Origin of the sequence: Micromonospora sp. NBC_01638, assembly GCF_045209745.1 — a bacterium.
In the GTDB taxonomy this organism is placed as follows: domain Bacteria; phylum Actinomycetota; class Actinomycetes; order Mycobacteriales; family Micromonosporaceae; genus Micromonospora.
In genome coordinates this window covers 1,023,537-1,043,746 of the sequence record NZ_CP109273.1, presented here as the reverse complement: position 1 = coordinate 1,043,746, position 20,210 = coordinate 1,023,537, and the positions used below count along the sequence as shown (strand labels likewise).

The window sequence follows — 20,210 nt, the reverse complement described above, 5'->3', positions numbered from 1 at the left end:
CAGTTGCAAGGTTGTAGTGGCCTCCCACCAGGCTGAGGCCACTACATCCTTGAAGTTGCGCGATCTTGATCAGGCGCGCAGCCAGACCGTCACGTCGGTCGGGACCGCGCCGTCGTCGTCCAGGGGTGCGCTGCTGGCCAGCACCTCGACGCCGGCCGGCACCGGCACCGGGGCGTCACCGAAGTTGGTCAGCACCGTCAGCTCCGCGTTGCGGAAGGTCAGCACCTCGTCCCCGGAGGACAACCACTCCAGGGTGCCGTGACCCAACCCGTGGGCGCGGCGCAGCCGCAGCGCCGTGCGGTACAGCTCGTACGTCGAGCCGGGCACGTCGCGCTGGCGGTCCAGCGCGTACTCCGCCCAGAGTGACGGCTGCGGCAGCCAGCTCGCGTCGGTGGGCCCGAAGCCGTACGACGGGGCATCGGCCTCCCACGGGATCGGCACCCGGCAGCCGTCCCGGCCGCGCTGGGTGTGTCCGCTGCGCGCCCAGGTCGGGTCCTGCCGGGCCTCGTCGGGCATCGTGGTGTGCTCGGGCAGCCCCAGCTCCTCGCCCTGGTACAGGTACGCCGAGCCGGGCAGGGCGAGCATCAGCAGGGTGGCCGCCCGGGCCCGGCGCAGGCCGAGCGCGGCGTCCGGCTGCGGGTCGCCGATGCCGATGCCGTTGGGTCGTACGGTGCCGATCGGCAGGCCGAGCCGGGAGGCGTGCCGCACCACGTCGTGGTTGGACAGCACCCAGGTGGTCGGCGCGCCGACCGAATCGGTCGCCTCCAGCGAGCGGGTGATCACCGCGTACTGGGCCGGTGCGGTCCAGGCGGCGAGCAGGTACTCGAAGTTGAACGCCTGGTGCATCTCGTCCGGGCGGACGTAGCGGGCCAGCCGCTCGGCCGGCTCCACCCATGCCTCGGCGACCAGCACCCGCTCACCGGGGTAGCTGTCCAGAACCTGCCGCCACTGCCGGTAGATCTCGTGCACGCCCTCCTGATCCCACATCGGCGGGCGCGGCTTGTCGACCTCGTTGCCGGAGAGGATCTCCTGCGGCTCCTGCCAGTCGGCCAGGTCGGCCTGCTTGATCAGGCCGTGCGCCACGTCGACCCGGAAGCCGTCCACCCCACGGTCCAGCCAGAACCGCAGCACGTCCAGGAACTCCGCGTGCACCTCCGGGTTGTCCCAGTTGAGGTCCGGCTGGCCGGTGTCGAACAGGTGCAGGTACCACTGGCCGGGTTGCCCGTCCGGGTCCACGGTCCGGGTCCAGGCGGGGCCGCCGAAGACGCTCTGCCAGTCGTTCGGCGGCTGGTCGCCGGCCGGGCCGAGGCCGTCCCGGAAGATGTACCGGGAGCGTTCCGGGCTGCCGGGCGCGGCGGGCAGCGCGGCCTGGAACCAGCGATGCGCCGAGGAGGTGTGGTTCGGCACCAGGTCGACGATCACCCGCAGGCTGCGGGACCGGGCCTCGGCGATCAGCTTGTCCGCGTCAGCGAGGGTGCCGAACAGCGGGTCGATGTCGCGGTAGTCGGCCACGTCGTAGCCGGCGTCGGCCTGCGGCGACGGGTAGAAGGGGGAGAGCCACACGGCGTCCACGCCCAACTCGACCAGGTGGTCGAGTCGGGCGGTGATGCCGGGCAGGTCACCGATCCCGTCTCCGTCCGAGTCGGCGAACGAGCGGGGGTAGATCTGGTAGATGGTCGCCTCGGTCCACCAGCCGGTGATCGGGTGATCGGAGGGGCTCTGCTGCGTCGGATCGGTGTTCAGGGTGGTCTCCCGTGTCGGAGCTGTGGATGGACTGCCGGCGGTGCTGCTGCCGGCCGCGTCGCCGTCGGCTGTCGGCGGATGGCTGAAGTTCAGTGTGCCCGGGGCGGTGCGGTCGAGTCTCGGACCACCAACCGAGTGGGCAGGATCACCGGCGTGTCGCAACCGGCGCTCTGTTGACCCGCGACTGGGCCCAGCGGGCGCGCCCCGAGCGGGTCGAGGAGCATCCGGGCGGCCAGCCGGCCCTGCTCGGCGGCGGGCTGCGCGATGGTGCTGAGCCCGAGCACGCCGGCCAGGTCGTGGTCGTCGATGCCGATCACGCTGACGTCCTGCGGCACCCGCAGCCCGGCGTCGCGCAGCGCGGTCATCGCGCCCATCGCCATCTCGTCGCAGGCGGCGACGATCGCGGTCGGCGGCTCGCCGCGGGCCAGCAACTCCGCGGTGGCCTGGTTGCCGCCGTCGATGGTGAAGCTGGACTCGACGTCCAGGCTCGGGTCGGGTCGCAGGCCGGCCGCCCGCAGCTCCGCCTGGTAGCCCCGGCGCCGGTCCAGGTGGGTGGTGAAGGCCAGCTCGTCGTCCGGGTCGCCGGAGATGTGCGCGATCCGGGAATGGCCGAGGTCGATCAGGTGCCGGGTGGCGGCCCGGGCGGCCGCCACGTCGTCGATCCGTACGCACGGCCAGTTGGGCACCCTGCTCCCCGAGCTGATGGTCACGCCGGGCAGTTCCAGCGTGGCCAGTGCGGTCAGGTCGGCCGGCCGCAGTGGCGTGGCGACCAGCATCATCGCGTCCACCCGCTTGTGCAGGTTGGCCGTACGCAGGACCCGCTGGCGGATCTGCTCCCGGCCGCCCAGGTTGTAGAGCAGCAGGTCGTAGCCGGACTGGTGGAGGTACTCCTCGACGGCCTCGACGACGGTGCTGAAGAACCAGCGGGTGATCCTGGGGACCACCACCGCGACCGTGCCGGTCCGGCCACCGGCGAGCCGGGACGCGCTCGGTGAGACCTCGTAGTCGAGCTGCTCGGCGGCGGCGAGCACCCGGCGGCGGGTGGCGGCCGAAACCGTCGGCAACCCGCGCAGGGCCCGCGAGACGGTGGCCGTGGACACACCGGCCAGCCGGGCCACATCATCAATCCTCGTCACGGTTCCCCCGCTCGGTGCCCGGAGCGCCCGCCGCCGCCCGAGGGGCCAGGCGGCGGCGGGCGAGCGGGTCAGCCCTTGACGCTGCCGGCGAGCAGACCTCGCACGAAGAAACGCTGCAGGGACAGGAAGACGATGAGCGGTACGACGATGGAGACGAACGCGCCAGCGGTCAGCCGCTGCCACTCGTTGCCCCGGGTGCCAGCCATCTCGGCGAGCCGGACGGTGAGCGGGGCGGTCTCGTTGCCGCCGCCCGCGAAGATCAGTGCGACCAGCAGGTCGTTCCAGACCCAGAGGAACTGGAAGATGCCGAACGCCGCCAGCGCCGGAGTGATCAGCGGCAGCACGATGGTGCGGAAGATCTTCGGATGGGTGGCCCCGTCGACCCGGGCCGCCTCCATCAGGTCGGCCGGCAGTTGAGCGATGAAGTTGTGCAGCAGGAAGACGGCGAACGGGAGCGCGAAGCAGGTGTGGGCGAACCACACCTGGGCGAACTTCTGTTCGTCGACCAGGTCCCAGGCCGGCATCAAAGTGACGCCGCCGAGGCTGACGCCGGTGGAGAAGAACCTCAGCAGCGGCACGAGGGCCATCTGCAACGGCACGATCTGCAGCGCGAAGATCGCGATGTAGAGCCAGTCCCGGCCGCGGAAGTTGATCCACGCCAGCGCGTACGCGGCCAGGCACGCGAAGGCGAGCGGGAAGAGCACCGACGGGATGGTGATCGCCAGGGAGTTGATGAAGGACCCGGCGAGCTGCCCGGAGGACGACGACCGCCCGAACAGGACCTGCTGGTAGTTCTCCAGCGTGAACTGCGGGTTGGTGAAGGCCGTCCACCAGCCGGTGGTCTTGATCTCGTCCTCTGGCCGGAATGAGGAGATGAGCAGGCCGAAGGTCGGGATGGTCCAGACCACCGCGATGACCACCGAGACGAGTGTCGCGGTGCGGCTGTTCAGCCGCTTGCGGACCCGTCCGGCGGTGGTGGACGGTGTGCTGTCGGTCTTCTGGGTGCCGGCGGCGACGGTGGGCGTTGCGGTCGTCATCTCAGCCCTCCCGCTGCTGACGGAGGTTACGGATCTGGTAGATGACGACTGGGATGACCAGGACGAAGAGGAAGACCGCGAGTGCGGAGCCCTGCCCGTTCTGGCCGTACCGGAACGCCTGGTTGTACATCTCGCTGGCGATCACGCTGGTGTCGTAGTTGCCGTTGGTCGAGGTCCGAACGATGTCGAAGACCTTGAGCGTGGCGATCGTGAGGGTCACCACCACGACGATCAGCGCCGGTCGGATGCTCGGCATGGTGATCCGCCAGAACATCTGCCAGGGGCTGACCCCGTCGAGCCGGGCGGCTTCCACGATGTCGCCGGGGATCGCCTTGATCGCGGCGGAGAGCACCACCATGGCGAAACCGGCCTGGATCCAGACCATGATGACGATCAGCAGCAGCGTGTTCAGCGGTGATTCCAGCAGCCACTGCTTGGGCTCACCGCCGAGGCTGACCATGATCTGGTTGAGCAGACCGATCTGGTCGCCTTCGCCCCGGTAGGCGTAGACGAACTTCCAGATGATGCTGGCGCCGACGAAGGAGATCGCCATCGGCAGGAAGATCAGTGACTTGGCCACCGCCTCGAACCGGGCCTTGTCCACCAGCACGGCGTAGATCAGGCCGAACCCGGTCGCCACCAGCGGGACCAGGAGCACCCAGACCAGGGTGTTGATCAGGACCCGGAAGATCGAGTCGTCGGAGAACATCCAGCTGTAGTTGCGCAGACCCACCCAGTTGGTGCTGCTCCCATCCATCAGGGAGAGCAGCGTGGTGCGGATGGCCGGCACGACGAGACCGACGAGGAGCAGCAGCAACGTCGGCAGCAGGAAGAAGAGCGCGAAGAGCCCTTCGCGCTGCTTGGGTCGGCGGGGCAGCGGGGCACCACTCGCGGAGGCGGCGACCAGCTGGACCTCCCGCCGCCGGGCGAACCAGGCCGGCACGACGTCGAGCAGCAGGAGCAGACCGCCTACCACCACCACGAAGGCGACCAGTCCGTACATCAGCATGAGGAGCTTCGGCTGCTGATCGGCGAAGTCGAACTCCATCAACCCTCCCTTCCGGGTCCACTTCGGCCGGTGGCCCGGCCCGCGAGCGCGGGCCGGGCCACCGCCGGGATCACTTAGGCCAACTGCTCTCGATGCCCTGGAGCACCGGGGCGGTCGACTTGCCGTTCAGCCACTCGACCATGCCCTTCCAGAACGTCCCCGCACCGACGGCTGCCGGCATCAGGTCGGATCCGTCGAAGCGGAAGACGCCGCTCTTGTCCTGGAGGATCTGGACGGAGAGCTTGTCGATCGGGCTGGCGACGTTGGCGATGTCGAGCTTGTTGTTCGCCGTGACCCAGTTGCCGAGCTTCGCGCGGCTGTTCACGTACTCGGCCGAGGCGAGGTAGGTCTGCACCGCCTGCACCTCCGGGCGGTCGGCGTACGCGACGACGAACTCGCCAGCGCCAAGCACCGGCTTGCCCTTGGCCGCGTCGATGGCCGGGAAGTAGAACGCGAACGCGTCACCGTCCGCGGCCACCTTGGTGCCCTCCGGGAACTGGTTGGCGTAGAACGACGCCTGCCGGTGCATCGCGCACTTGCCGTTGGTGATCGGCACGCCCGCCTCCTGGAAGGAGGTGGTGGTGATGCTCTTGACGCCGCCGAAACCGCCGTTGACGTACTTCTCGTTCTTGAGGATGGTGCCGGCACGGTCAACCGCCTCGACGACCCGCGGGTCGTTGAACGGGATGGCGTGCGTGGTCCACTGGTCGTAGACCTCGGGGGTCTGCGTACGCAGCATCAGGTCTTCGATCCAGTCGGTGGCCGGCCAGCCGGTGGCGTCACCGGACTCGACGCCCACGCACCACGGCTTCATGCCGCTGGCGGCGACCTTGTCGCTCAGGGCGATGAGCTGGTCCCAGCTGGTCGGGACCTCCCAGCCCTTCTCCTTGAACGTCTTCGGCGAGTACCAGACGAAGGACTTCACGTTGGCGCCGAGCGGCACGCCGTAGAGCGTCCCGTTCACGGTGCCGTACTTCAGCCAGTCGGCCGGCATGTTCTGCTCGGCCAGGGCCTTGGTGTCGGCACCCAGGGACTTCAGCTTGCCGGCGTCCGCGAAACGCTTGACGAGGCCGGGCTGCGGCACGAAGGCGATGTCGGGGGCGTTGCCACCGTCGACCCGGACGGGGAGCTGCGCCTCGAACTCGCCGCTGCCCTCATAGTCGATCTTGATGCCGGTGCACTCGGTGAACTGCGACCACGAACGCTCCAGCAGGTCGGCCTCGGCGTCCCGGATGGACGCGTAGATGGAGACCTTCTTGCCGTCGTGGCCCTTGTACTTGTCGTATGCGGCACACTCTGCGGAGCCCGCGTTGTCGCTCTTCTTGTCATCGCCGGTACCGCAGGCGGTGGCGCTGAGCGCCAGCCCGAGTACGCCGGCGATCGCGAAGGCCTGGCGTGGTCTGGTGAAGACCGCCATGCCGTCCTCCTTTCTAGCCGGCGCGGTCGTGCTCAAAGGCCCGGCGCCGGTCCCGATGGGCGTGCCACACATGTAAGCGCTTGCATCCGGTCCGGTCCAGCCCTTGTCAGACACGAGCGAGTAACAATCCGGAAACGTCCCGGGCGTCCCGTGGGCGCGCTCCCGGGCAGGTTTCCGACTCTTTCGAAGGATGACGATATCTGTCAGGCTCAAGCCATCGCATCGAAGGTTTTCGACATAGGAGGAACTGTATGCGTAAGCGATGGATCAGCCTGCTGGTGACGGGTCTGCTCGTCGGGGGAGTCCTGGCTCCGGCCAGCCCGGCGCTGGCCGCGCCGACCTTCAAGGTGCCGTTCCCGTGCGGCCAGTCCTGGTCCGGGCAGACCCGGTCGAACCACAGCCCGGCGAACGCCGTCGACTTCAACCGCACCGACGACCTCGGCGACCCGGTGGTGGCCAGCGCCCCCGGCACCGTCGACCGGGTGACCGACCTCGGCGGCACCAGCTACGGCAAGTACGTCCGGATCGACCACGGGGGCGGTTACAGCACGTACTACGCCCACCTCAACGGCTTCAACGTGTCGGTCGGCCAGACGGTCGGCTACGGCAAGGTGCTCGGCTGGGTCGGCAGCACCGGCGGCTCCACCGGCCCGCACCTGCACTACGAGCAGCGCCTCAACGGCGGCGACATCCAGGTCCGTTTCAACGGCGCCCTCGGCCTGTACTGGGGCACCAAGACCTACACCAGCGACAACGGGTGCGGCTCGGGCGCCGGCAGCGGCACGGTCAACACCAGCGGCACCCCGCTGACCGTCCGTTCCGGCCCCGGCACCGGGTACGCCTCGGTCGGCACCGTCGCCGACGGCACCCGGGTGAGCATCGCCTGCCAGACCAGCGGCACCACGGTCACCGGCACCTACGGCACCAGCTCGATCTGGGACCGGATCGGCAGCGGCCGCTTCATCGCCGACGCGTACGTGTACACCGGTCACGACGGCTACATCCCCGGCGTGCCCCGCTGCTGAGCGGTTTGACGACCACGGTTCCCGGTGGGCGGCGCTGCCGGGAACCGTCAGACCCGCGGACCCAACAGCGCCGGGATCGCCACGCGCGGTGCTCCTGTCGGGAGGACGAAGCTCCGGTCGCGGCGACCCCGGCGGGTCCCGGTGTTGAGGGTGCGAACGTTAATTGAAGATGCTGACACCACCCGGGCCGACCAACAGCCCGACAACGATGAGGACGATGCCCCACAGGATCTGCCGGCGGAACAGCGCGAGGATGCCGGCGACCACGAGTACGACTGCGAGAATCCAGAGAATCAGCTCCATGACCTCTGAATACCCGACTGGCCGATCGGGGAAACCTGATCGGTGTCGAGTTGATCACCAACGTGGAAGACGCTGTACGCCTGCTTGATCACCGGGTGCGCGACGTTGCGGACGCGTACTCCGCCGGGGGTCGTGCCGCGCTCGGTGCCGGCATGCGCGTGCCCGTGCAGGGCCAGCGCCGTGGGCGCCGAGTCGATCGCCTGCCCCAACTGGTACGAGCCGAGGAACGGGTAGATCTCCAACGGTTCGCCGGCCAGCGTGTCCGGCACCGGTGCGTAGTGGGTGAGCGCGACAAGCATGTCGCAGTCCAGGGAGCGCAGCGCCGCACCGAGGCGGTCCGCGCTGTCGGTGGTGGTCCGCACGAACGCCTTCATCTCCGGCTCGCCGAAGTCACTCGCGCACCGCCCGGCGAACCCGCCGCCGAAGCCCTTGACGCCGGCGATACCGAGCCGGCCGCCCGCGCAGTCCAGCACCACCCCGTTGCCCTCCAGCACGATGATGCCCGCGTCCTCAAGCACCTTGACCACCTGCGGCACCTGGTCACACTGGTGGTCGTGGTTGCCCAGCACGGTCACCACCGGGACGGCCAACCCACCGAACTCCTCTGCCACGCAGCGCGCCTCGGCCTCGGTGCCGTGCCGGGTCAGGTCTCCGGCCAGCAGCAGCACATCGGCGCACTCCGGCAGATCCTCCAACGCCGGTCGGAATCGCCCGACCACGTCCTGGTCCAGATGCACGTCGCCCACGGCGGCGATCCGGATCACCATGAAACCTCCCTCAGGGCAGTTGCTCGATCTCCGTGGGGGCCTGGGCGCGGATCACCCCGATGTCGCTGGTGATCGGCACGTCCGGGAAGCGCTCGGACACCCGGCGCAGGATCTCCTCCCGCCGGTGCGGGCTTTCCACCTCGCCGTGGAGCACGAGGGCGCGTTCCCGTCGGATCACGGTGATCCCCTGTTCGGCGACGGCCGGGTCCTCGGCGAGCAGCCGTTGGATCTCCGCTTCGACGTACTCGTCCGGTGGCCCGGCGCCGATGTAGCGATGGTGGCTCACGGTGTCCCCTCTCCTGGCTGGGTGCCGGTGGCCGGCACCACCTCCAGCCGGTCCAGCAGCACCAGGAACGCCTCGGCGTACGGCGAGTGCTGCGTCTCTTTGCGTACCCGTTCCCAGTCGATCTGCTCCCTCAGCGACCGGGCCAGTGGCAGGCCGCGGGCGAAGTCGCAGTAGTGCTGGGAGAAGCTGAGCAGCTTGTGCACCATCAGCTGACTGGCGGACAGGACCGGCATCTGGATCGCGTCCACCGGCCGGATGACCGTGTCGGTAAACGTCTCCTCGGTCACCGGCGTCTCGATCGGCCGGTGGATCAGATCCACCATGCGCCCGTCGTCGAAGACCTTCACCAGCCAGTCCTCCGGTGGACGCTCGGCGACGAACCCGGCGGCCACCAGGGCCTCAAGCGACCGTTCCACGTCGGCCTCCCGGATCAGGAAGTCGACGTCGTGTTCGCTGGAGTGGCCGCCGTGGGCGTAGACGGCGAAGCTGCCGCCCAGGGCGAACGGGATCTCGGACTGCTTGAGCACGGCGGCGACCTTCTTGAGGGTGTGCACCAGACTCTCGTCCCCGTGCTCAGCCATCTGGTTCTCCCGTCGTCATGTTGGTGGACCGGCGGTTCATTTCGAACTCCGGTACCCGGCATTCCGGTCGGCCACACCTGCTCACGTCGCGGTCGGGTCCGAAGCGGGACGAAACACCACAAACCTCGCGGAGTCGGTGCGCGGGTCGGATAATCTGTCGGGGGTGGCCAGATCATCGGGGATGCGACGCGGCGGGGCCCGGTTGCGCACCGTTGCCCTGATCGGCATCGACGGTTCGGGCAAGACCACTCAGGCGCACCGGCTGGCCGACGCACTGAACGCCGCCGGCCGCCCCGCGAAATACCGACGCAACGCCAGCGGGCGGCGGTGGCTCGGACGGCTCGCCCACCGGCTCGGGCGGCCGGACGCTCAGCGGCTCGTCGGGCGCGACGGCGTGCTGGCCGTGGAGTCCGTCCTGCGCTGGCTCGCCATCGCCGTAGCCCTGCTCAGTTGCCTGCTCACCGGCCGGACGGCCGTGATGGATCGCTACTCGGCCTGCCAGTACGCGAGCATCCGGGCGCACGGTGGGCACCGCTGGGAACGGTTGGCCCGGGCCGGCTACCGCCTGTTCCCGACGCCGCAGGTGACCTTCCTGCTCACCGTCGACCCGGCGGAGGCGTACCGGCGCATCGAGGAGCGCGGCACCGACCACGAGACGATGGGTTGGCTGACCGCGGCGGACACCGCCTACCGGGCCCTGCCCGAGTACCCGAGCTTCGTGCTGGTCGACGCGGGTCGCCCGGCCGAGGAGGTGACCGAGCAGATCCAGGCGCACCTGGAGACCTGGCTGCCCCCGTCGTCTGATCCGGTGCCGGGTGACGGTGGCCCGTTGGTGGCTCAGGCCCGCCCGTAGACCGGGACGGTGGCGCCGCTGGTGGGCGCGGACTCCGCCGACGCGAGGAACCGGATCACCGGCGCGATCTCGTCCGGGGCCACCCAGCGGGAGTGGTCGGCGTCGGGCTGGGCGAGCCGGTTCGCCGGGGTGTCGATGACGCTGGGCAGCACGGTGTTGCAGCGCACGTTGCGCGACCGGTACTCCACCGCGACCGCGTTGGCGAAGGCCAGCACCGCCGCCTTGGCCGTCACGTAGCCGGCCGCGCCGGGGAACGGGGCGACCGCCGCGCGGGCCGAGACGCAGACCACCGCGCCGCCGCCGGCCGCCACCAGGTGCGGCAGCGCGGCCTGGGTGACCAGGTAGGTCGGTCGCAGGTTGACGGTGAGCATCCGCTCGAAATCCTCGACCGGCGTCTCGTGCACCAAACCACCGCTTGCGTACCCGCCGACCAGGTTGACCACCGCCCGCAGCGGCGCCGCCGGCTCACCGGCGGCGGCCTCGACCGCCCGCGCGGCGCCTGCCGGGTCGCTCAGGTCCGCGACCAGCCGGACCACCCCGTCCGCCGCCGGCTCCGAGCCGGGCCGGGCTTCCCGCCCCGGTACGACCACCCGCCAGCCCGCCTCGACGAACGCGGCGACGACCGCCCCGCCGAGCCCGCCGGCACCTCCGGTCACCAACACGCTGCGCTCCGCCATGCGCTCACGCTAGTGCCCCGTCGACGGGCACCGCCCGGTGGCCCGCTGCCGGCGCTCTGCTGAGAGCAGAGTGGCTGGCCGAATCGCCCCCCGACCGCGCAGGATCAGCGGATGCGAATCCTCATTCTCGGTGGCACCCGATTCCTCGGCCGGGCGGTGGCGCAGCTTGCCATCGAGCAGGGCCACAACGTGACCTGCGCGGCCCGGGGAGTCTCCGGCGTCGCTCCGGCGAAGGCCCGCTTCGTGCCGGTCGACCGAGACGATCCCGAGGCGCTGGTGCCGCTCGCCGATGAGGGTTTCGACGCCGTGGTCGATGTGACCCGCCAGATCAGCCACGCCCGGTACGCGCTCGCCACCCTGGCTGACCACGTCGGCCACTGGTCGTTCGTGTCGACGATCTCGGTGTACGCGGACAACACCACCCCGGGTCAGACCGCGGCGGACGCGCCGGTGCTGGCGCCGGCCCCGCCGGACGTGGATGGTCCGGTCGGCCCGAACAACCGCTGGTACGGCGAGTGCAAGGTGAGCATCGAGCAGGCGGTGCGGGAGCGGGTGGGCGTGGAACGGTCGTTCATCTGCCGGGCGGGGCTGCTCGTCGGTGCGCAGGACCCGAGCGACCGCTTTCCCTACTGGGTACGGCGGCTGTCGGCCGGTGGCGAGGTTCTCGCGCCCGGACGGCCGACCGACCGTGTGCAGTTCGTGGACGTCGCCGATCTGGCGGGTTGGTTGGTGCGCGCCGCCGGCACCCGCCTCAGCGGCACGTACGACGGCACCGGGCCGGCGATGTCCCGGGCTGACCTGCTGGCCGGGGTTGCCGCCGGGTTGGGCGTCGCCGAGCCGGACCTCACCTGGGTCGATCAGGAGTTCCTGCTGTCCCAGGACGTACGCGAGTGGTCGGGGGAGCGGGCGCTGCCGCTCTGGGTGCGCCTGCCGGAGTCCGGCGGCCTGATGGACCGGGACGCCCGACCGGCTCTGGACGCCGGGCTGGCGGTCCGTCCGTTGGCCGACACCGTTCGGGCGACCGCGTCCTGGATGACAGCACACCCGGCCGCCGTACGGCAGGGTGGACTCGACCCGGCGGGTGAGGCGGCGGTACTGCGGGAGTGGCAGGCTGTGCGCAACCGGTGATCCCGGCCGGCGGAAGTTTTTCCCACTCCGGACCGTCATAGTTGACGCTCACGCCTGGTGAAAGTAAGTTTCATCCGTGGCGAAGAGTCCGAAGATTTCTGCGAGTCAGGAGCCCGGTGGGCTGATCGTCCACATCAGTGGGCTGCTGCCGTCGCTGTCGCCCGCCGAGCAGCGGGTTGCCCGGCTGGTCGTGTCCGATCCGGCCGCCGCCGCCCGGCGGACCATCACCGACCTCGCCACCGCAGCGGAGACATCGGAAGCGACCGTCATCCGGTTCTGCCGTTCCGTGGGCATGGACGGCTACCCCCAACTGCGCATCCGGCTCGCCGCCGAGGCCGCCCGCCGGATCGAGCCGCCGGACGCCCGGGTGGTCGGCGGTGACATCCCGCCCGGTGCCGACCTCGCCCAGATCATCGCCACCATCGCGTTCAACGACGCCCGTGCGGTCGAGGAGACTGCCGAGCAGCTCGACCCCGCCGTCTGCGAGCAGGTCGTCGAGGCGATCAATGGCGCCGGTCGGATCGACATCTACGGCGCCGGCGCCAGTGGGTTCGTCGCTTCGGACTTCCAGCAGAAGCTGCACCGCATCGGCCGGATCGCCTTCTACTTCCCGGACGTGCACACCGCGCTGACCTCGGCCGCCCTGCTCAGTCGCGGAGACGTGGCGATCGGCATCTCGCACACCGGCACCACCTCCGACGTGATCGAGGTGCTGGAGCAGGCCCGTACGCGAGGCGCTGCCACCGTGGCGCTGACCAACTTCCCGCGCTCGCCGATCACCGAGGTGGCGGACTTCGTGCTGACCACGGCGGCCCGGGAGACCACCTACCGCTCCGGTGCGACGGCCAGCCGGCTGGCCCAGCTCACCGTGGTCGACTGCCTCTTCGTCGGGGTGGCCGCCCGGAACCGGACCCGAGCCCGCAAGGCCCTCGAGGCGACCGCCGAGGCGGTCCAGTCGCACCGGGTGGGTGCCAACCGGAGGCGGGCATGACGCCCGGGGCGGTGGAGCCGGACAAGGACGTTCCAGCACCGCCCGCCCGCCCGGCGGTCCGGGTGGGCGCCCCCACCGAACGGCGCAACCCGCTCAGCGTCGATCTCGACCTGATGTCGACCCGGGACGTCCTCACCGTGATCAACGAGGCGGACCGGCGGGTGCCGGCGGCGGTCGCCGCGGTGCTCGACGAGATCGCCGCCACCGTCGACCTGGCGGTCGCGGCACTGCGCGGCGGTCACCGGGTGCACTACTTCGGGTCCGGCACCTCCGGCCGGCTGGGTGTCCTCGACGCGGCCGAGCTCGCCCCCACGTTCAATTCGCCCCGGCACTGGTTCTGCGCCCACCTCGCCGGTGGCCCGGAAGCCATTTGGCGGGCCGTGGAGGACGCCGAGGACGACGATCGGAGCGGCGCGGTCGAGGCGGCCAGTTGTGTGCGCGCCGGTGACCTGGTGGTCGGTCTGGCGGCCAGCGGACGCACCCCGTACGTCCTCGGGGCGCTCGCCGCGGCCCGCGCCAAGGGCGCCTCGACGGTGCTGCTCTGCGCCAATCCGGAGGCGGAGGCCGCCCGGTCGGTCGACGTGTTCATCGGGGTGGACACCGGACCCGAGGTGGTCACCGGGTCGACCCGGATGAAGGCGGGCACGGCGCAGAAGTTGGTGCTCAACACGTTCTCGACCGCCGTCATGGTGCGCCTGGGGCGGGTCTACTCGAACCTCATGATCGATATGGTGGCGACCAACGCGAAGCTCCGCGGACGAATGATCTCGATTCTGATGGAGGCCACCGGCTGCTCGGAGGAGGTCTCCCAGCGGGCCCTCACCGAGGCCGACGGTGACCTGAAGGCCGCGCTCGTTTCCCTGGTCTCCGGCGCCGAGGTGGACGCCGCCCGGGCCGCGCTGGCCAGATCCGCCGATCAGGTCCGGGGTGCCCTCGCCCTGCTCGCCTCCTAGCCTCACGCGCCTCGGGAAGCGAACGGGGCTCCGGATTGTTCATCTGGCCGGGGGGTAATAACACCTCCATGGATGAACCAACCGGGCCACCGGTGCGTATCTGGCAGTGACCAGGATCGCAGCATGGTGGTGACCCGGGTCGCTGTGCCCCCGCGGTGGGCGGTGTTGCCATGGTTGGGACCCGTACGTGGTGTGCCCAGCGGCGAGCCACCCGACGGGGTGCTGACAGCAAATATGGACCGTGCTCTCAGCTACTACTCAGGCATTCGTGACACTTTCGACTCACGCGATGGAATCCCCGACACGTCTCATCTGTTGTGTAGGTGTCAGCACCGATGGGCACAGCAGAAGTTACCAGGGGCTGACGGACGTAGGGAATGGCAAGGAACCGGGCAACCGGCGCGAGCGAGGGGACCGTGGGCAACGTGGACAAGAACATCGGCATGCGAACCGACGAGGTTGCCGAGGAGCGCGACCTGGTCGGCGTCTACCTGCACGAGATCTCTCGGACGCCACTGCTGGACGCCGCAATGGAGGTCGATCTCTCCAGGGCAATCGAGGCTGGCCTCTACGCCGAGCACCTGCTCGGTGCGGACGCCGTTCCCGCCGGTGTCGACCGGGCCGACGTGGAGTGGCTGGTCGTCGAGGGGGAGCGTGCGAAGGACCTCTTCATCCGTGCCAACCTCCGACTGGTCGTGTCGATCGCCCGTCGCTACGTGCGCTCGGGCATGCCCATGCTGGACCTGATCCAGGAGGGCAACACCGGCCTGGTCCGGGCGGTCGAGAAGTTCGACTACGAACGTGGCTTCAAGTTCTCCACCTACGCCACCTGGTGGATCCGCCAGGCGATCAGCCGGGCGATCGCTCAGCAGGAGCGCACCGTCCGTCTGCCGGTGCACCTCGTGGAGGACGTCAACCGGATGCGCAACGTCACCCGGCAGCTGACCCGCGAGCTGGGCGCCGACCCGGAGCCGGAGCAGATCGCGGCATCCCTCGGCGTCACCGTCGAGCGGGTGAACGAGCTGCGCCGCTGGTCGCAGGACACCGTCTCGCTGGACACCCCGGTGGGCGAGGACGGCGACACGAACCTCGGCGACCTGGTCGCCGACAGTGACGCGCCGTCGCCGGAGGACATCGTCCTCAGCGGCCTGGAGCGGCAGCGCATCGAGGGTCTGCTCAACCACCTCGACGACCGTTCCGCGGGCATCATGCGGGCCCGCTACGGGCTGGAGGACGGCCGGGAGCACTCGCTCACCGAGGTCGCGTCCCGGTTCTCGCTGTCCCGCGAGCGGATCCGGCAGCTGGAGATCCAGGCCCTCGGTCGGCTGCGTGAGCTGGCTCGGGCAGAGGGGCTGCAAGCAGCCTGACCTGGTATCAATTACGGTGAACGGCCGGCGTCCGATAGGGGGACGCCGGCCGTTCGCCGTAGCCGGTCGTAGCTAGCGAACCCGGCCGTAACCCTGGATGGGCATCATGTTCATGCCCCGCTTGAGCACGTTGCGTCCCGCGCTCGGCGCGTCGATCACCTGGCCGCCGCCGACGTAGAGGGCGACGTGCCCGAGCCCGCTGTAGAAGACCAGGTCTCCCGGGCTCAGGTCGCTCCGGCTGATGTGGGCGACCGCGCCCCACTGGAGCCGGGCGTTGTGCGGCAGGGATTTCCCAGCCGCCCGCCAGGCCGCCAGGGTCAGCCCGGAACAGTCGTAGCCGTTCGGCCCGTCGGCTGCCCAGACGTACGGCTTGCCCAGCGCACCGAACGCGTAGCGCACCGCGGTGCCGGCAGCACCGGCCACCGTGGGCACGTTCCTGGCCTCGGCCGCCGCGGTCTTGGGTTCGGGTCGCTCGGTGGCCGCCCCGTACGCCTGCCGGCGTAGCTCGTACAGCTCGGCCAGGTCCTGCTCGATCTGCTTCTTACCCGCCGCGAGCTGACGGGCCTGTGCGGCCTGCCGGGTCAGCGTGCTGTTCAGGCGGGACTTCTCGTCGAGCAGCCGCTGCTGGTCGGCGGTGAAGCCGGAGATGCGCTCCTGCCGCTGGCGGGTCAACTGGTCGAGTGTGCCGAGCCGGTCCAGCAGCACGGCCGAGCCGCCGGGACGCAGCAGGGCGTCCGCGGTGCGCAGGGTGCCGCTCTTGTACGCGGTGGTGGCCAACTCGGCCACATCGGCCCGGCTCTGCTCGGCCTGCTGCTCGAGTGGGCCGATGCGGGCCGATAATCGGGCCACCGCGGCCTCGTTGGTCTTCATCTCCTCGCGCAACTTGTTGTACGACTCGACGACCCGCTCCAACTCGGCCGAGGACGTCTCGATCCGGCGGGTCAGGTCGGCGGGGGACGGCTCGGCGCGGGCCACCGCCGTCGGGGCGATCAGCGCGGCCGACATGCCGGCCAGCGCAATGGTGCGCAGCAGGTTTCTCAGGGATGACAAGAGCGGAAGGCCCCTCTCCCACGGCCGCCGGGGCTGCTGATGCCCTCGGCGACACCGGCCGGGGCCACCCGGGGCGGACGGCACTGGGCCGGACCGGCCTGCCCAACCTAACCCGGGACGGATGTCGCTCGCAGTTGAAGCAGGGGCGAAAGTTGGAAGAGTGGCCGGTCGTGCCCCTGCGTTGGGTGGCGTCACCGTGGCTCATGACACCTCCGGCGGAAGGATGCGCCGTCCTTTCTGTGAGTGATTGACGGATATGCAGCTTTCGTCGTTCCGGACGCATGCCGCCGTATTGCTGCTGTCCATAACCGATAAAATCTGAAATGGATGCTGTTTCTCGGCGATGTCCCCGGTTGGGGGAGCTGTCGAAAGCCCGCCAATGTCCAGGCCGGCTGGCGGTGCCCCAACACAATGAGGACCGGAGCCGGGAATCCCGTCGGCAGGTACTGCTGCCTCTCACCAGCGGGTCAACTCGGCCAACCGTCCCAATCGGGAGGAACCGTGAATCGTGAAGGCGCAAAAATGCGACCGCCGCGAACGGTGCCGGGCGCCCGGTCGACCCTTCTCTACGCGCGGCCCGGCATCATCGTGACCGTCGACCGGTTCACCGTCGGCCGAACCAGCTATTGGGTCGCCGACCTGACCCATCTGCGTACCGCCCGGGGCCCGCACGATCGGATCGCCGTCCGGGCCGTCGCCATCACCGCCACCATGCTCGGCGGTGTCGGACTGCTGCTCGGCTTCACCGGAGGTCTGCAACACCTGACCGCCGGGGCGTACCTCATCCTCGGTGCGGTGTTCCTGATTCCGGCTGCGCTCGCCCTGGTCGGCGATCGCTGGCGGCCACCGCCGTACGAGCTGTGGGGGTGGTACCAGGGAGCGGAGGCGCTGCTGTTCAGCGCCGACGACGAGCGGCAGTTCGGCCAGGTCACCCGGGCGCTGCTGCGGGCCCGGGAGGTCAACCGGTACGGCGGCTGGGTCGACCCGCTCGCCTCAGCCGACCCGTGGCGGCCCAGCCGCTGACCGGAGATGGTGGGCCGGCGCCGAGCTGGCGTCGGCCCACCGGCCGTTCAGTGGGCGACCGGCTCCGGGGTCCGTTCCTCCTGCGGCGCGGCCACCCAGGCGCTGACCCGGCGCTCGGCGTAGAACGAGACGAACGGCACGGTGCCGGCCAACATCACCAGCAGCATCCGTTTCAGCGGCCAGTCGGCTCGGCGGCTCAGGTCGAACGCGGCCACCAGGTAGATCATGTAGAGGAAGCCGTGCGCCGGCCCCACCGTCTCCACCACGACCGGGTTGTCGAACACGTACTTCAGCGGCATGCCGATCACGACCAGCAGGATCAGCACCACGCCCACGATCCAGGCGATCATGCGGTACCGGGTAAGGGCAGCGCCCACCTTCGTCCGTCCTTCCGAGCCCGGCTTCAGCCGGGGTAGTCACCGGGCCGGGCGCCCGGATTGGCGTTCAACCATGACAGGTAGTGGTTGTAGGCGGCCAGTTCCGTGTCCTCGACGGCGTCGACGGTGGCTGGCACCCGGGACACCCGCACCGGTCGGCGTACCGCCGGTTGGGACCCGATGGTGACAGCCGGCGCCGGCTCGTGGGCGGGGACATCGGCCGGGTCCGCCGGCGGCGTGTCGGCCTCCGTCGCCCTGTGGCGGGCCAGCTTCACCTCGCGCCACCAGACGTAGACCACGAAGCCGGCGAAGATCGGCCACTCGACCGCGTATCCCCAGCTCAGGCTGTTGCCGGCGGTGGCCCGGCTGATCTGCCACCAGCCCAGCCCGAGGAAGCTCACGGCCAGCACGACCATGGCCACGTGACGCGCGATCCACGCCGGGGTCCAGAGCCGCCTCATGGCCTCGAGGGTACCGGGGGCGCTGCCGGTCTCCGACACCGTGTCGTAGTTGCCGCGTCGGCGGGGGATGGTTTGGCGTCACCACGCCTGGGCATTGGTCTAGACGCCAGCCCAAAAGAGATCAAGGGGGGCGGGGATGACCGGATCGATACGTGAGGACGGCTATGCGTCCAGCGGCAGCGCGGATATGAGCCCCGAGCAGCGGGTGCCCGAGTGGGGCGGCGATCACCTCGCCGACCCGGCGGGCGCCACGGATCTCGACGGCGACCTGGTCGGCATCGACCCGACGGAGTTGACCGACGAGGATCTCATCCGCGAGATGCACAGCCTGCACCGCACCCGCCTGGACACTCTGCGGCACGCGGCGGACTCTGCCCTCGCCAACCACCTGCGGCGCACGGCGGAGCTGGAGACCGAGTACCTGGCCCGTCACCCGGGCCGGGAGGTCGACCCCAGCCGCCTGCGGGACGCGTGATGCCGGCGCATGCCGTGCGCGGCATGTCCGCGCCACCCGAGGTGGTCTTCAACACGGCGACCGACCCTAACCGCGCCTCGGCCTGGCTACCGGAGCCGCTGCGCGGCGACGGTAGCCCCGCCGCGGAGATCAACGGTGAGGAGTTGTGGGCCCGATGGGGTGCCGGCGGCGCCGATGCCTGGTCCGCTGAGATCCGGGTGGGGCCGGCGGATTCCGGCGGCGCCCGGATCGAGCTCGACCTGGCCGACGGGTCGGGCGGGCCGGGCCCGGACCAGTTGGCCGACGAGGCGCTCACCAACCTGGCACGCGAGGTCGCCGACAACCTCCAGGCTGGCTGAGCCGGCCGCGCGGGACGTCGCTTCCGCACCACCACAAGATGTGAGGAGATCGGGTGAGCGACACTGGCCTGCGACAGAAGGCGGCGCGGCTGAGACGGGCGTACGCGCCGCACGAACACCGGCCGCTCGGCGGCTACCTGATGGCGATGGGCACCTACGCCGGGGTGACCGCGGCGCTCGCCGGTCTGGTCAAGGTCACCGGTCGGCCGGTGCCGGAGCGGCCCGCCCCGTCTGACGTGGTGCTGCTCTCCATCGCCACGCACAAGCTGAGTCGGCTGCTGTCCAAGGACGCCGTGACCAGCCCTCTGCGGGCACCGTTCACCCGTTACGACCGGCCGATCGGCAGCGGTGAGGTGATGGAGCAGGTCCGTGACACGGGCAGCCCTACCCGGCACGCCATCGGCGAGTTGCTGAGCTGCCCGTTCTGCCTGGCGGTCTGGGTGGCCACCGGGTTGACCGGTGGCCTGGTGCTCGCGCCCCGGCTGACCCGGCTGGTGGCCACCGCGCTGACGGCGGTCGCCGCGTCCGACTTCCTGCAAATGGCGTACGCCTCAGCGCAGCAGGCCGCCGAGGGCGGGCACGACGACGACTGACGGGCTGAACGCAGCGGGGGTCGGCTTACGCCGGCCCCCGCTGCACGTACGCCTCAGCGCTGCATGCCGGACCAGCCGTGCGGCGACTCCGGCTCCCGTTCGTCCTCGTCCGCCCCGGTGATGATGTCCCGGTCCACGGCGGTGCGGTCGTGTTCGTTGGCGAAGTCCGGCTCGGGCGTGGTGTCCCTGCCCTTCGGCGGTTGACCCAGCGCTGACACCTTCTCGTCGTGGTCCTCGTGGTGCGTCATGTCGATGTCCCTTCTGGGGTCGCTCATGCGACCGAACCGCCAAGCAGGTCGCTGGCTTCGTCCATCGCGTATTCGCCCTGGGGCAGCGCGCCGATCCGAGTGAGCAGGTCCGGCGGGAGTTCGGCGGCGACCGCCCGGCGGTAGATATCCGCCTGGGTGACCCGCTCCTGACCCCGGTAGATGTCGTCGAGCAGGTCGTCGAGGGCTCGGGTGTCCGGCTCGCCGGCCACGGATGCGTCGTCGGTCACGCCGATCAGCTACCCGGGCCGGAATCGGTCAAACGTCACGCCAGGGGGGCCGTCCACGTTTCCGGCCGATGACCCTGCGAGCGGC

25 protein-coding genes are annotated in these 20,210 nt (G+C 70.3%); 10 read left to right on the top strand and 15 right to left on the bottom strand.

Features of this window, described 5'->3' with window-relative positions:
- Nucleotides 1-69: 69 nt before the first annotated feature.
- The 5 genes from OG811_RS04845 to OG811_RS04825 all read right to left on the bottom strand — a co-directional run bounded on the left by OG811_RS04845 (nucleotide 70) and on the right by OG811_RS04825 (nucleotide 6,381).
- Complete coding sequence (locus tag OG811_RS04845) at nucleotides 70-1,743, bottom strand: glycoside hydrolase family 13 protein (protein ID WP_406075530.1); 1,674 nt, start codon at nucleotides 1,741-1,743, stop codon at nucleotides 70-72.
- A gap of 89 nt (nucleotides 1,744-1,832) precedes the next feature.
- A complete protein-coding gene (locus OG811_RS04840; RefSeq protein ID WP_406072435.1) occupies nucleotides 1,833-2,879 on the bottom strand; it encodes a LacI family DNA-binding transcriptional regulator in 1,047 nt (348 codons plus the stop codon).
- Between the two features lie 68 nt (nucleotides 2,880-2,947).
- Entirely contained in the window at nucleotides 2,948-3,916 is a 969-nt protein-coding gene (locus OG811_RS04835) for a carbohydrate ABC transporter permease (protein ID WP_406072433.1), read from the bottom strand.
- 1 nt (nucleotide 3,917) lies between these two features.
- Nucleotides 3,918-4,964, bottom strand: a complete 1,047-nt coding sequence (locus tag OG811_RS04830) for a carbohydrate ABC transporter permease (RefSeq protein ID WP_406072431.1) — start codon at nucleotides 4,962-4,964, stop codon at nucleotides 3,918-3,920.
- Between the two features lie 70 nt (nucleotides 4,965-5,034).
- Complete coding sequence (locus tag OG811_RS04825) at nucleotides 5,035-6,381, bottom strand: ABC transporter substrate-binding protein (protein WP_406072429.1); 1,347 nt, start codon at nucleotides 6,379-6,381, stop codon at nucleotides 5,035-5,037.
- A gap of 251 nt (nucleotides 6,382-6,632) precedes the next feature.
- Here OG811_RS04825 and OG811_RS04820 point away from each other — a divergent pair, with 251 nt between their 5' ends.
- Nucleotides 6,633-7,406 (top strand): peptidoglycan DD-metalloendopeptidase family protein, encoded by a 774-nt coding sequence (locus OG811_RS04820; RefSeq protein ID WP_406072427.1) that lies wholly within the window; start codon nucleotides 6,633-6,635, stop codon nucleotides 7,404-7,406.
- A gap of 159 nt (nucleotides 7,407-7,565) precedes the next feature.
- On the opposite strand, the gene OG811_RS04815 is transcribed toward OG811_RS04820, so the two are convergent.
- The 4 genes from OG811_RS04815 to OG811_RS04800 are packed head-to-tail and all read right to left on the bottom strand — an operon-like array spanning nucleotide 7,566 to nucleotide 9,343.
- Entirely contained in the window at nucleotides 7,566-7,709 is a 144-nt protein-coding gene (locus tag OG811_RS04815; RefSeq protein ID WP_007464364.1) for a GPGG-motif small membrane protein, read from the bottom strand.
- On the bottom strand, nucleotides 7,700-8,476 hold the full coding sequence (locus tag OG811_RS04810) for a metallophosphoesterase (protein ID WP_406072426.1): 777 nt from the start codon (nucleotides 8,474-8,476) through the stop codon (nucleotides 7,700-7,702). The genes OG811_RS04815 and OG811_RS04810 overlap by 10 nt, the downstream gene beginning before the upstream one ends.
- Before the next feature lie 10 nt (nucleotides 8,477-8,486).
- Nucleotides 8,487-8,762, bottom strand: a complete 276-nt coding sequence (locus OG811_RS04805; protein ID WP_406072425.1) for a hypothetical protein — start codon at nucleotides 8,760-8,762, stop codon at nucleotides 8,487-8,489.
- On the bottom strand, nucleotides 8,759-9,343 hold the full coding sequence (locus tag OG811_RS04800) for a nucleotidyltransferase family protein (RefSeq protein ID WP_406072423.1): 585 nt from the start codon (nucleotides 9,341-9,343) through the stop codon (nucleotides 8,759-8,761). Before OG811_RS04800 ends, OG811_RS04805 begins: the two co-directional genes overlap by 4 nt.
- Nucleotides 9,344-9,524: 181 nt before the next feature.
- On the opposite strand from OG811_RS04800, the gene OG811_RS04795 reads away from it, so the two are divergent.
- On the top strand, nucleotides 9,525-10,196 hold the full coding sequence (locus OG811_RS04795) for a dTMP kinase (RefSeq protein ID WP_406075529.1): 672 nt from the start codon (nucleotides 9,525-9,527) through the stop codon (nucleotides 10,194-10,196).
- Here OG811_RS04795 and OG811_RS04790 read toward each other — a convergent pair.
- A complete protein-coding gene (locus OG811_RS04790) occupies nucleotides 10,181-10,873 on the bottom strand; it encodes an SDR family NAD(P)-dependent oxidoreductase (RefSeq protein WP_406072421.1) in 693 nt (230 codons plus the stop codon). The genes OG811_RS04795 and OG811_RS04790 overlap by 16 nt on opposite strands.
- A 111-nt stretch (nucleotides 10,874-10,984) precedes the next feature.
- Here OG811_RS04790 and OG811_RS04785 point away from each other — a divergent pair, with 111 nt between their 5' ends.
- The 4 genes from OG811_RS04785 to OG811_RS04770 all read left to right on the top strand — a co-directional run bounded on the left by OG811_RS04785 (nucleotide 10,985) and on the right by OG811_RS04770 (nucleotide 15,312).
- On the top strand, nucleotides 10,985-12,001 hold the full coding sequence (locus OG811_RS04785) for an NAD-dependent epimerase/dehydratase family protein (RefSeq protein ID WP_406072420.1): 1,017 nt from the start codon (nucleotides 10,985-10,987) through the stop codon (nucleotides 11,999-12,001).
- A 76-nt stretch (nucleotides 12,002-12,077) separates the two neighbouring features.
- The gene (locus tag OG811_RS04780; protein ID WP_406072418.1) at nucleotides 12,078-12,992 is read left to right on the top strand and encodes a MurR/RpiR family transcriptional regulator; all 915 of its coding nucleotides are present in this window, start codon (nucleotides 12,078-12,080) and stop codon (nucleotides 12,990-12,992) included.
- Nucleotides 12,989-13,945, top strand: a complete 957-nt coding sequence (gene murQ, locus OG811_RS04775; RefSeq protein WP_406072416.1) for an N-acetylmuramic acid 6-phosphate etherase — start codon at nucleotides 12,989-12,991, stop codon at nucleotides 13,943-13,945. Before OG811_RS04780 ends, murQ begins: the two co-directional genes overlap by 4 nt.
- A 377-nt stretch (nucleotides 13,946-14,322) precedes the next feature.
- Entirely contained in the window at nucleotides 14,323-15,312 is a 990-nt protein-coding gene (locus OG811_RS04770; protein ID WP_406072414.1) for an RNA polymerase sigma factor RpoD/SigA, read from the top strand.
- A gap of 72 nt (nucleotides 15,313-15,384) precedes the next feature.
- Here OG811_RS04770 and OG811_RS04765 read toward each other — a convergent pair whose 3' ends face one another.
- Nucleotides 15,385-16,362 (bottom strand): NlpC/P60 family protein, encoded by a 978-nt coding sequence (locus OG811_RS04765; protein ID WP_406072412.1) that lies wholly within the window; start codon nucleotides 16,360-16,362, stop codon nucleotides 15,385-15,387.
- A 522-nt stretch (nucleotides 16,363-16,884) separates the two neighbouring features.
- Between OG811_RS04765 and OG811_RS04760 the strand changes: the two genes are divergently transcribed.
- Nucleotides 16,885-17,385 carry a DUF6232 family protein gene (locus OG811_RS04760; RefSeq protein ID WP_406072411.1) on the top strand — a complete coding sequence of 167 codons (501 nt, stop codon included), beginning with the start codon at nucleotides 16,885-16,887 and terminating at the stop codon, nucleotides 17,383-17,385.
- A 47-nt stretch (nucleotides 17,386-17,432) separates the two neighbouring features.
- Here OG811_RS04760 and OG811_RS04755 read toward each other — a convergent pair whose 3' ends face one another.
- Complete coding sequence (locus OG811_RS04755; RefSeq protein WP_406072409.1) at nucleotides 17,433-17,762, bottom strand: DUF3817 domain-containing protein; 330 nt, start codon at nucleotides 17,760-17,762, stop codon at nucleotides 17,433-17,435.
- A gap of 26 nt (nucleotides 17,763-17,788) precedes the next feature.
- Entirely contained in the window at nucleotides 17,789-18,223 is a 435-nt protein-coding gene (locus tag OG811_RS04750; protein ID WP_406072408.1) for a hypothetical protein, read from the bottom strand.
- Nucleotides 18,224-18,359: 136 nt separating this feature from the next.
- On the opposite strand from OG811_RS04750, the gene OG811_RS04745 reads away from it, so the two are divergent.
- From OG811_RS04745 to OG811_RS04735, 3 genes are read left to right on the top strand one after another with little or no spacing between them, the layout of a single operon-like run.
- Nucleotides 18,360-18,698 (top strand): DUF6158 family protein, encoded by a 339-nt coding sequence (locus OG811_RS04745; RefSeq protein ID WP_406072406.1) that lies wholly within the window; start codon nucleotides 18,360-18,362, stop codon nucleotides 18,696-18,698.
- Nucleotides 18,698-19,036, top strand: a complete 339-nt coding sequence (locus OG811_RS04740; RefSeq protein ID WP_406072404.1) for a hypothetical protein — start codon at nucleotides 18,698-18,700, stop codon at nucleotides 19,034-19,036. Before OG811_RS04745 ends, OG811_RS04740 begins: the two co-directional genes overlap by 1 nt.
- A 53-nt stretch (nucleotides 19,037-19,089) precedes the next feature.
- The gene (locus OG811_RS04735; RefSeq protein ID WP_406072403.1) at nucleotides 19,090-19,629 is read left to right on the top strand and encodes a DUF1360 domain-containing protein; all 540 of its coding nucleotides are present in this window, start codon (nucleotides 19,090-19,092) and stop codon (nucleotides 19,627-19,629) included.
- Between the two features lie 53 nt (nucleotides 19,630-19,682).
- Here the strand turns inward: OG811_RS04735 and OG811_RS04730 are convergent, their stop codons facing one another.
- Both OG811_RS04730 and OG811_RS04725 read right to left on the bottom strand, forming a co-directional pair.
- Nucleotides 19,683-19,877: a hypothetical protein gene (locus tag OG811_RS04730; protein WP_204941719.1), complete on the bottom strand. Its 195-nt coding sequence runs from the start codon at nucleotides 19,875-19,877 to the stop codon at nucleotides 19,683-19,685.
- 23 nt (nucleotides 19,878-19,900) lie between these two features.
- Nucleotides 19,901-20,134 carry a hypothetical protein gene (locus OG811_RS04725; RefSeq protein WP_406075527.1) on the bottom strand — a complete coding sequence of 78 codons (234 nt, stop codon included), beginning with the start codon at nucleotides 20,132-20,134 and terminating at the stop codon, nucleotides 19,901-19,903.
- Nucleotides 20,135-20,210 lie beyond the last annotated feature (76 nt).

What these genes read in the sequence shown, in the direction of transcription:
- OG811_RS04825 (WP_406072429.1), bottom strand. Translation starts at nt 6,381, where the DNA reads ATGGCGGTCTTCACCAGACCACGCCAGGCCTTCGCGATCGCCGGCGTA.
- OG811_RS04745 (WP_406072406.1), top strand. Translation starts at nt 18,360, where the DNA reads ATGACCGGATCGATACGTGAGGACGGCTATGCGTCCAGCGGCAGCGCG.
- OG811_RS04830 (WP_406072431.1), bottom strand. Translation starts at nt 4,964, where the DNA reads ATGGAGTTCGACTTCGCCGATCAGCAGCCGAAGCTCCTCATGCTGATG.
- OG811_RS04770 (WP_406072414.1), top strand. Translation starts at nt 14,323, where the DNA reads ATGGCAAGGAACCGGGCAACCGGCGCGAGCGAGGGGACCGTGGGCAAC.
- OG811_RS04800 (WP_406072423.1), bottom strand. Translation starts at nt 9,343, where the DNA reads ATGGCTGAGCACGGGGACGAGAGTCTGGTGCACACCCTCAAGAAGGTC.
- OG811_RS04820 (WP_406072427.1), top strand. Translation starts at nt 6,633, where the DNA reads ATGCGTAAGCGATGGATCAGCCTGCTGGTGACGGGTCTGCTCGTCGGG.
- OG811_RS04835 (WP_406072433.1), bottom strand. Translation starts at nt 3,916, where the DNA reads ATGACGACCGCAACGCCCACCGTCGCCGCCGGCACCCAGAAGACCGAC.
- OG811_RS04785 (WP_406072420.1), top strand. Translation starts at nt 10,985, where the DNA reads ATGCGAATCCTCATTCTCGGTGGCACCCGATTCCTCGGCCGGGCGGTG.
- OG811_RS04810 (WP_406072426.1), bottom strand. Translation starts at nt 8,476, where the DNA reads ATGGTGATCCGGATCGCCGCCGTGGGCGACGTGCATCTGGACCAGGAC.
- OG811_RS04750 (WP_406072408.1), bottom strand. Translation starts at nt 18,223, where the DNA reads ATGAGGCGGCTCTGGACCCCGGCGTGGATCGCGCGTCACGTGGCCATG.
- OG811_RS04740 (WP_406072404.1), top strand. Translation starts at nt 18,698, where the DNA reads ATGCCGGCGCATGCCGTGCGCGGCATGTCCGCGCCACCCGAGGTGGTC.
- OG811_RS04815 (WP_007464364.1), bottom strand. Translation starts at nt 7,709, where the DNA reads ATGGAGCTGATTCTCTGGATTCTCGCAGTCGTACTCGTGGTCGCCGGC.
- murQ (WP_406072416.1), top strand. Translation starts at nt 12,989, where the DNA reads ATGACGCCCGGGGCGGTGGAGCCGGACAAGGACGTTCCAGCACCGCCC.
- OG811_RS04795 (WP_406075529.1), top strand. Translation starts at nt 9,525, where the DNA reads ATGCGACGCGGCGGGGCCCGGTTGCGCACCGTTGCCCTGATCGGCATC.
- OG811_RS04790 (WP_406072421.1), bottom strand. Translation starts at nt 10,873, where the DNA reads ATGGCGGAGCGCAGCGTGTTGGTGACCGGAGGTGCCGGCGGGCTCGGC.
- OG811_RS04730 (WP_204941719.1), bottom strand. Translation starts at nt 19,877, where the DNA reads ATGACGCACCACGAGGACCACGACGAGAAGGTGTCAGCGCTGGGTCAA.
- OG811_RS04760 (WP_406072411.1), top strand. Translation starts at nt 16,885, where the DNA reads ATGCGACCGCCGCGAACGGTGCCGGGCGCCCGGTCGACCCTTCTCTAC.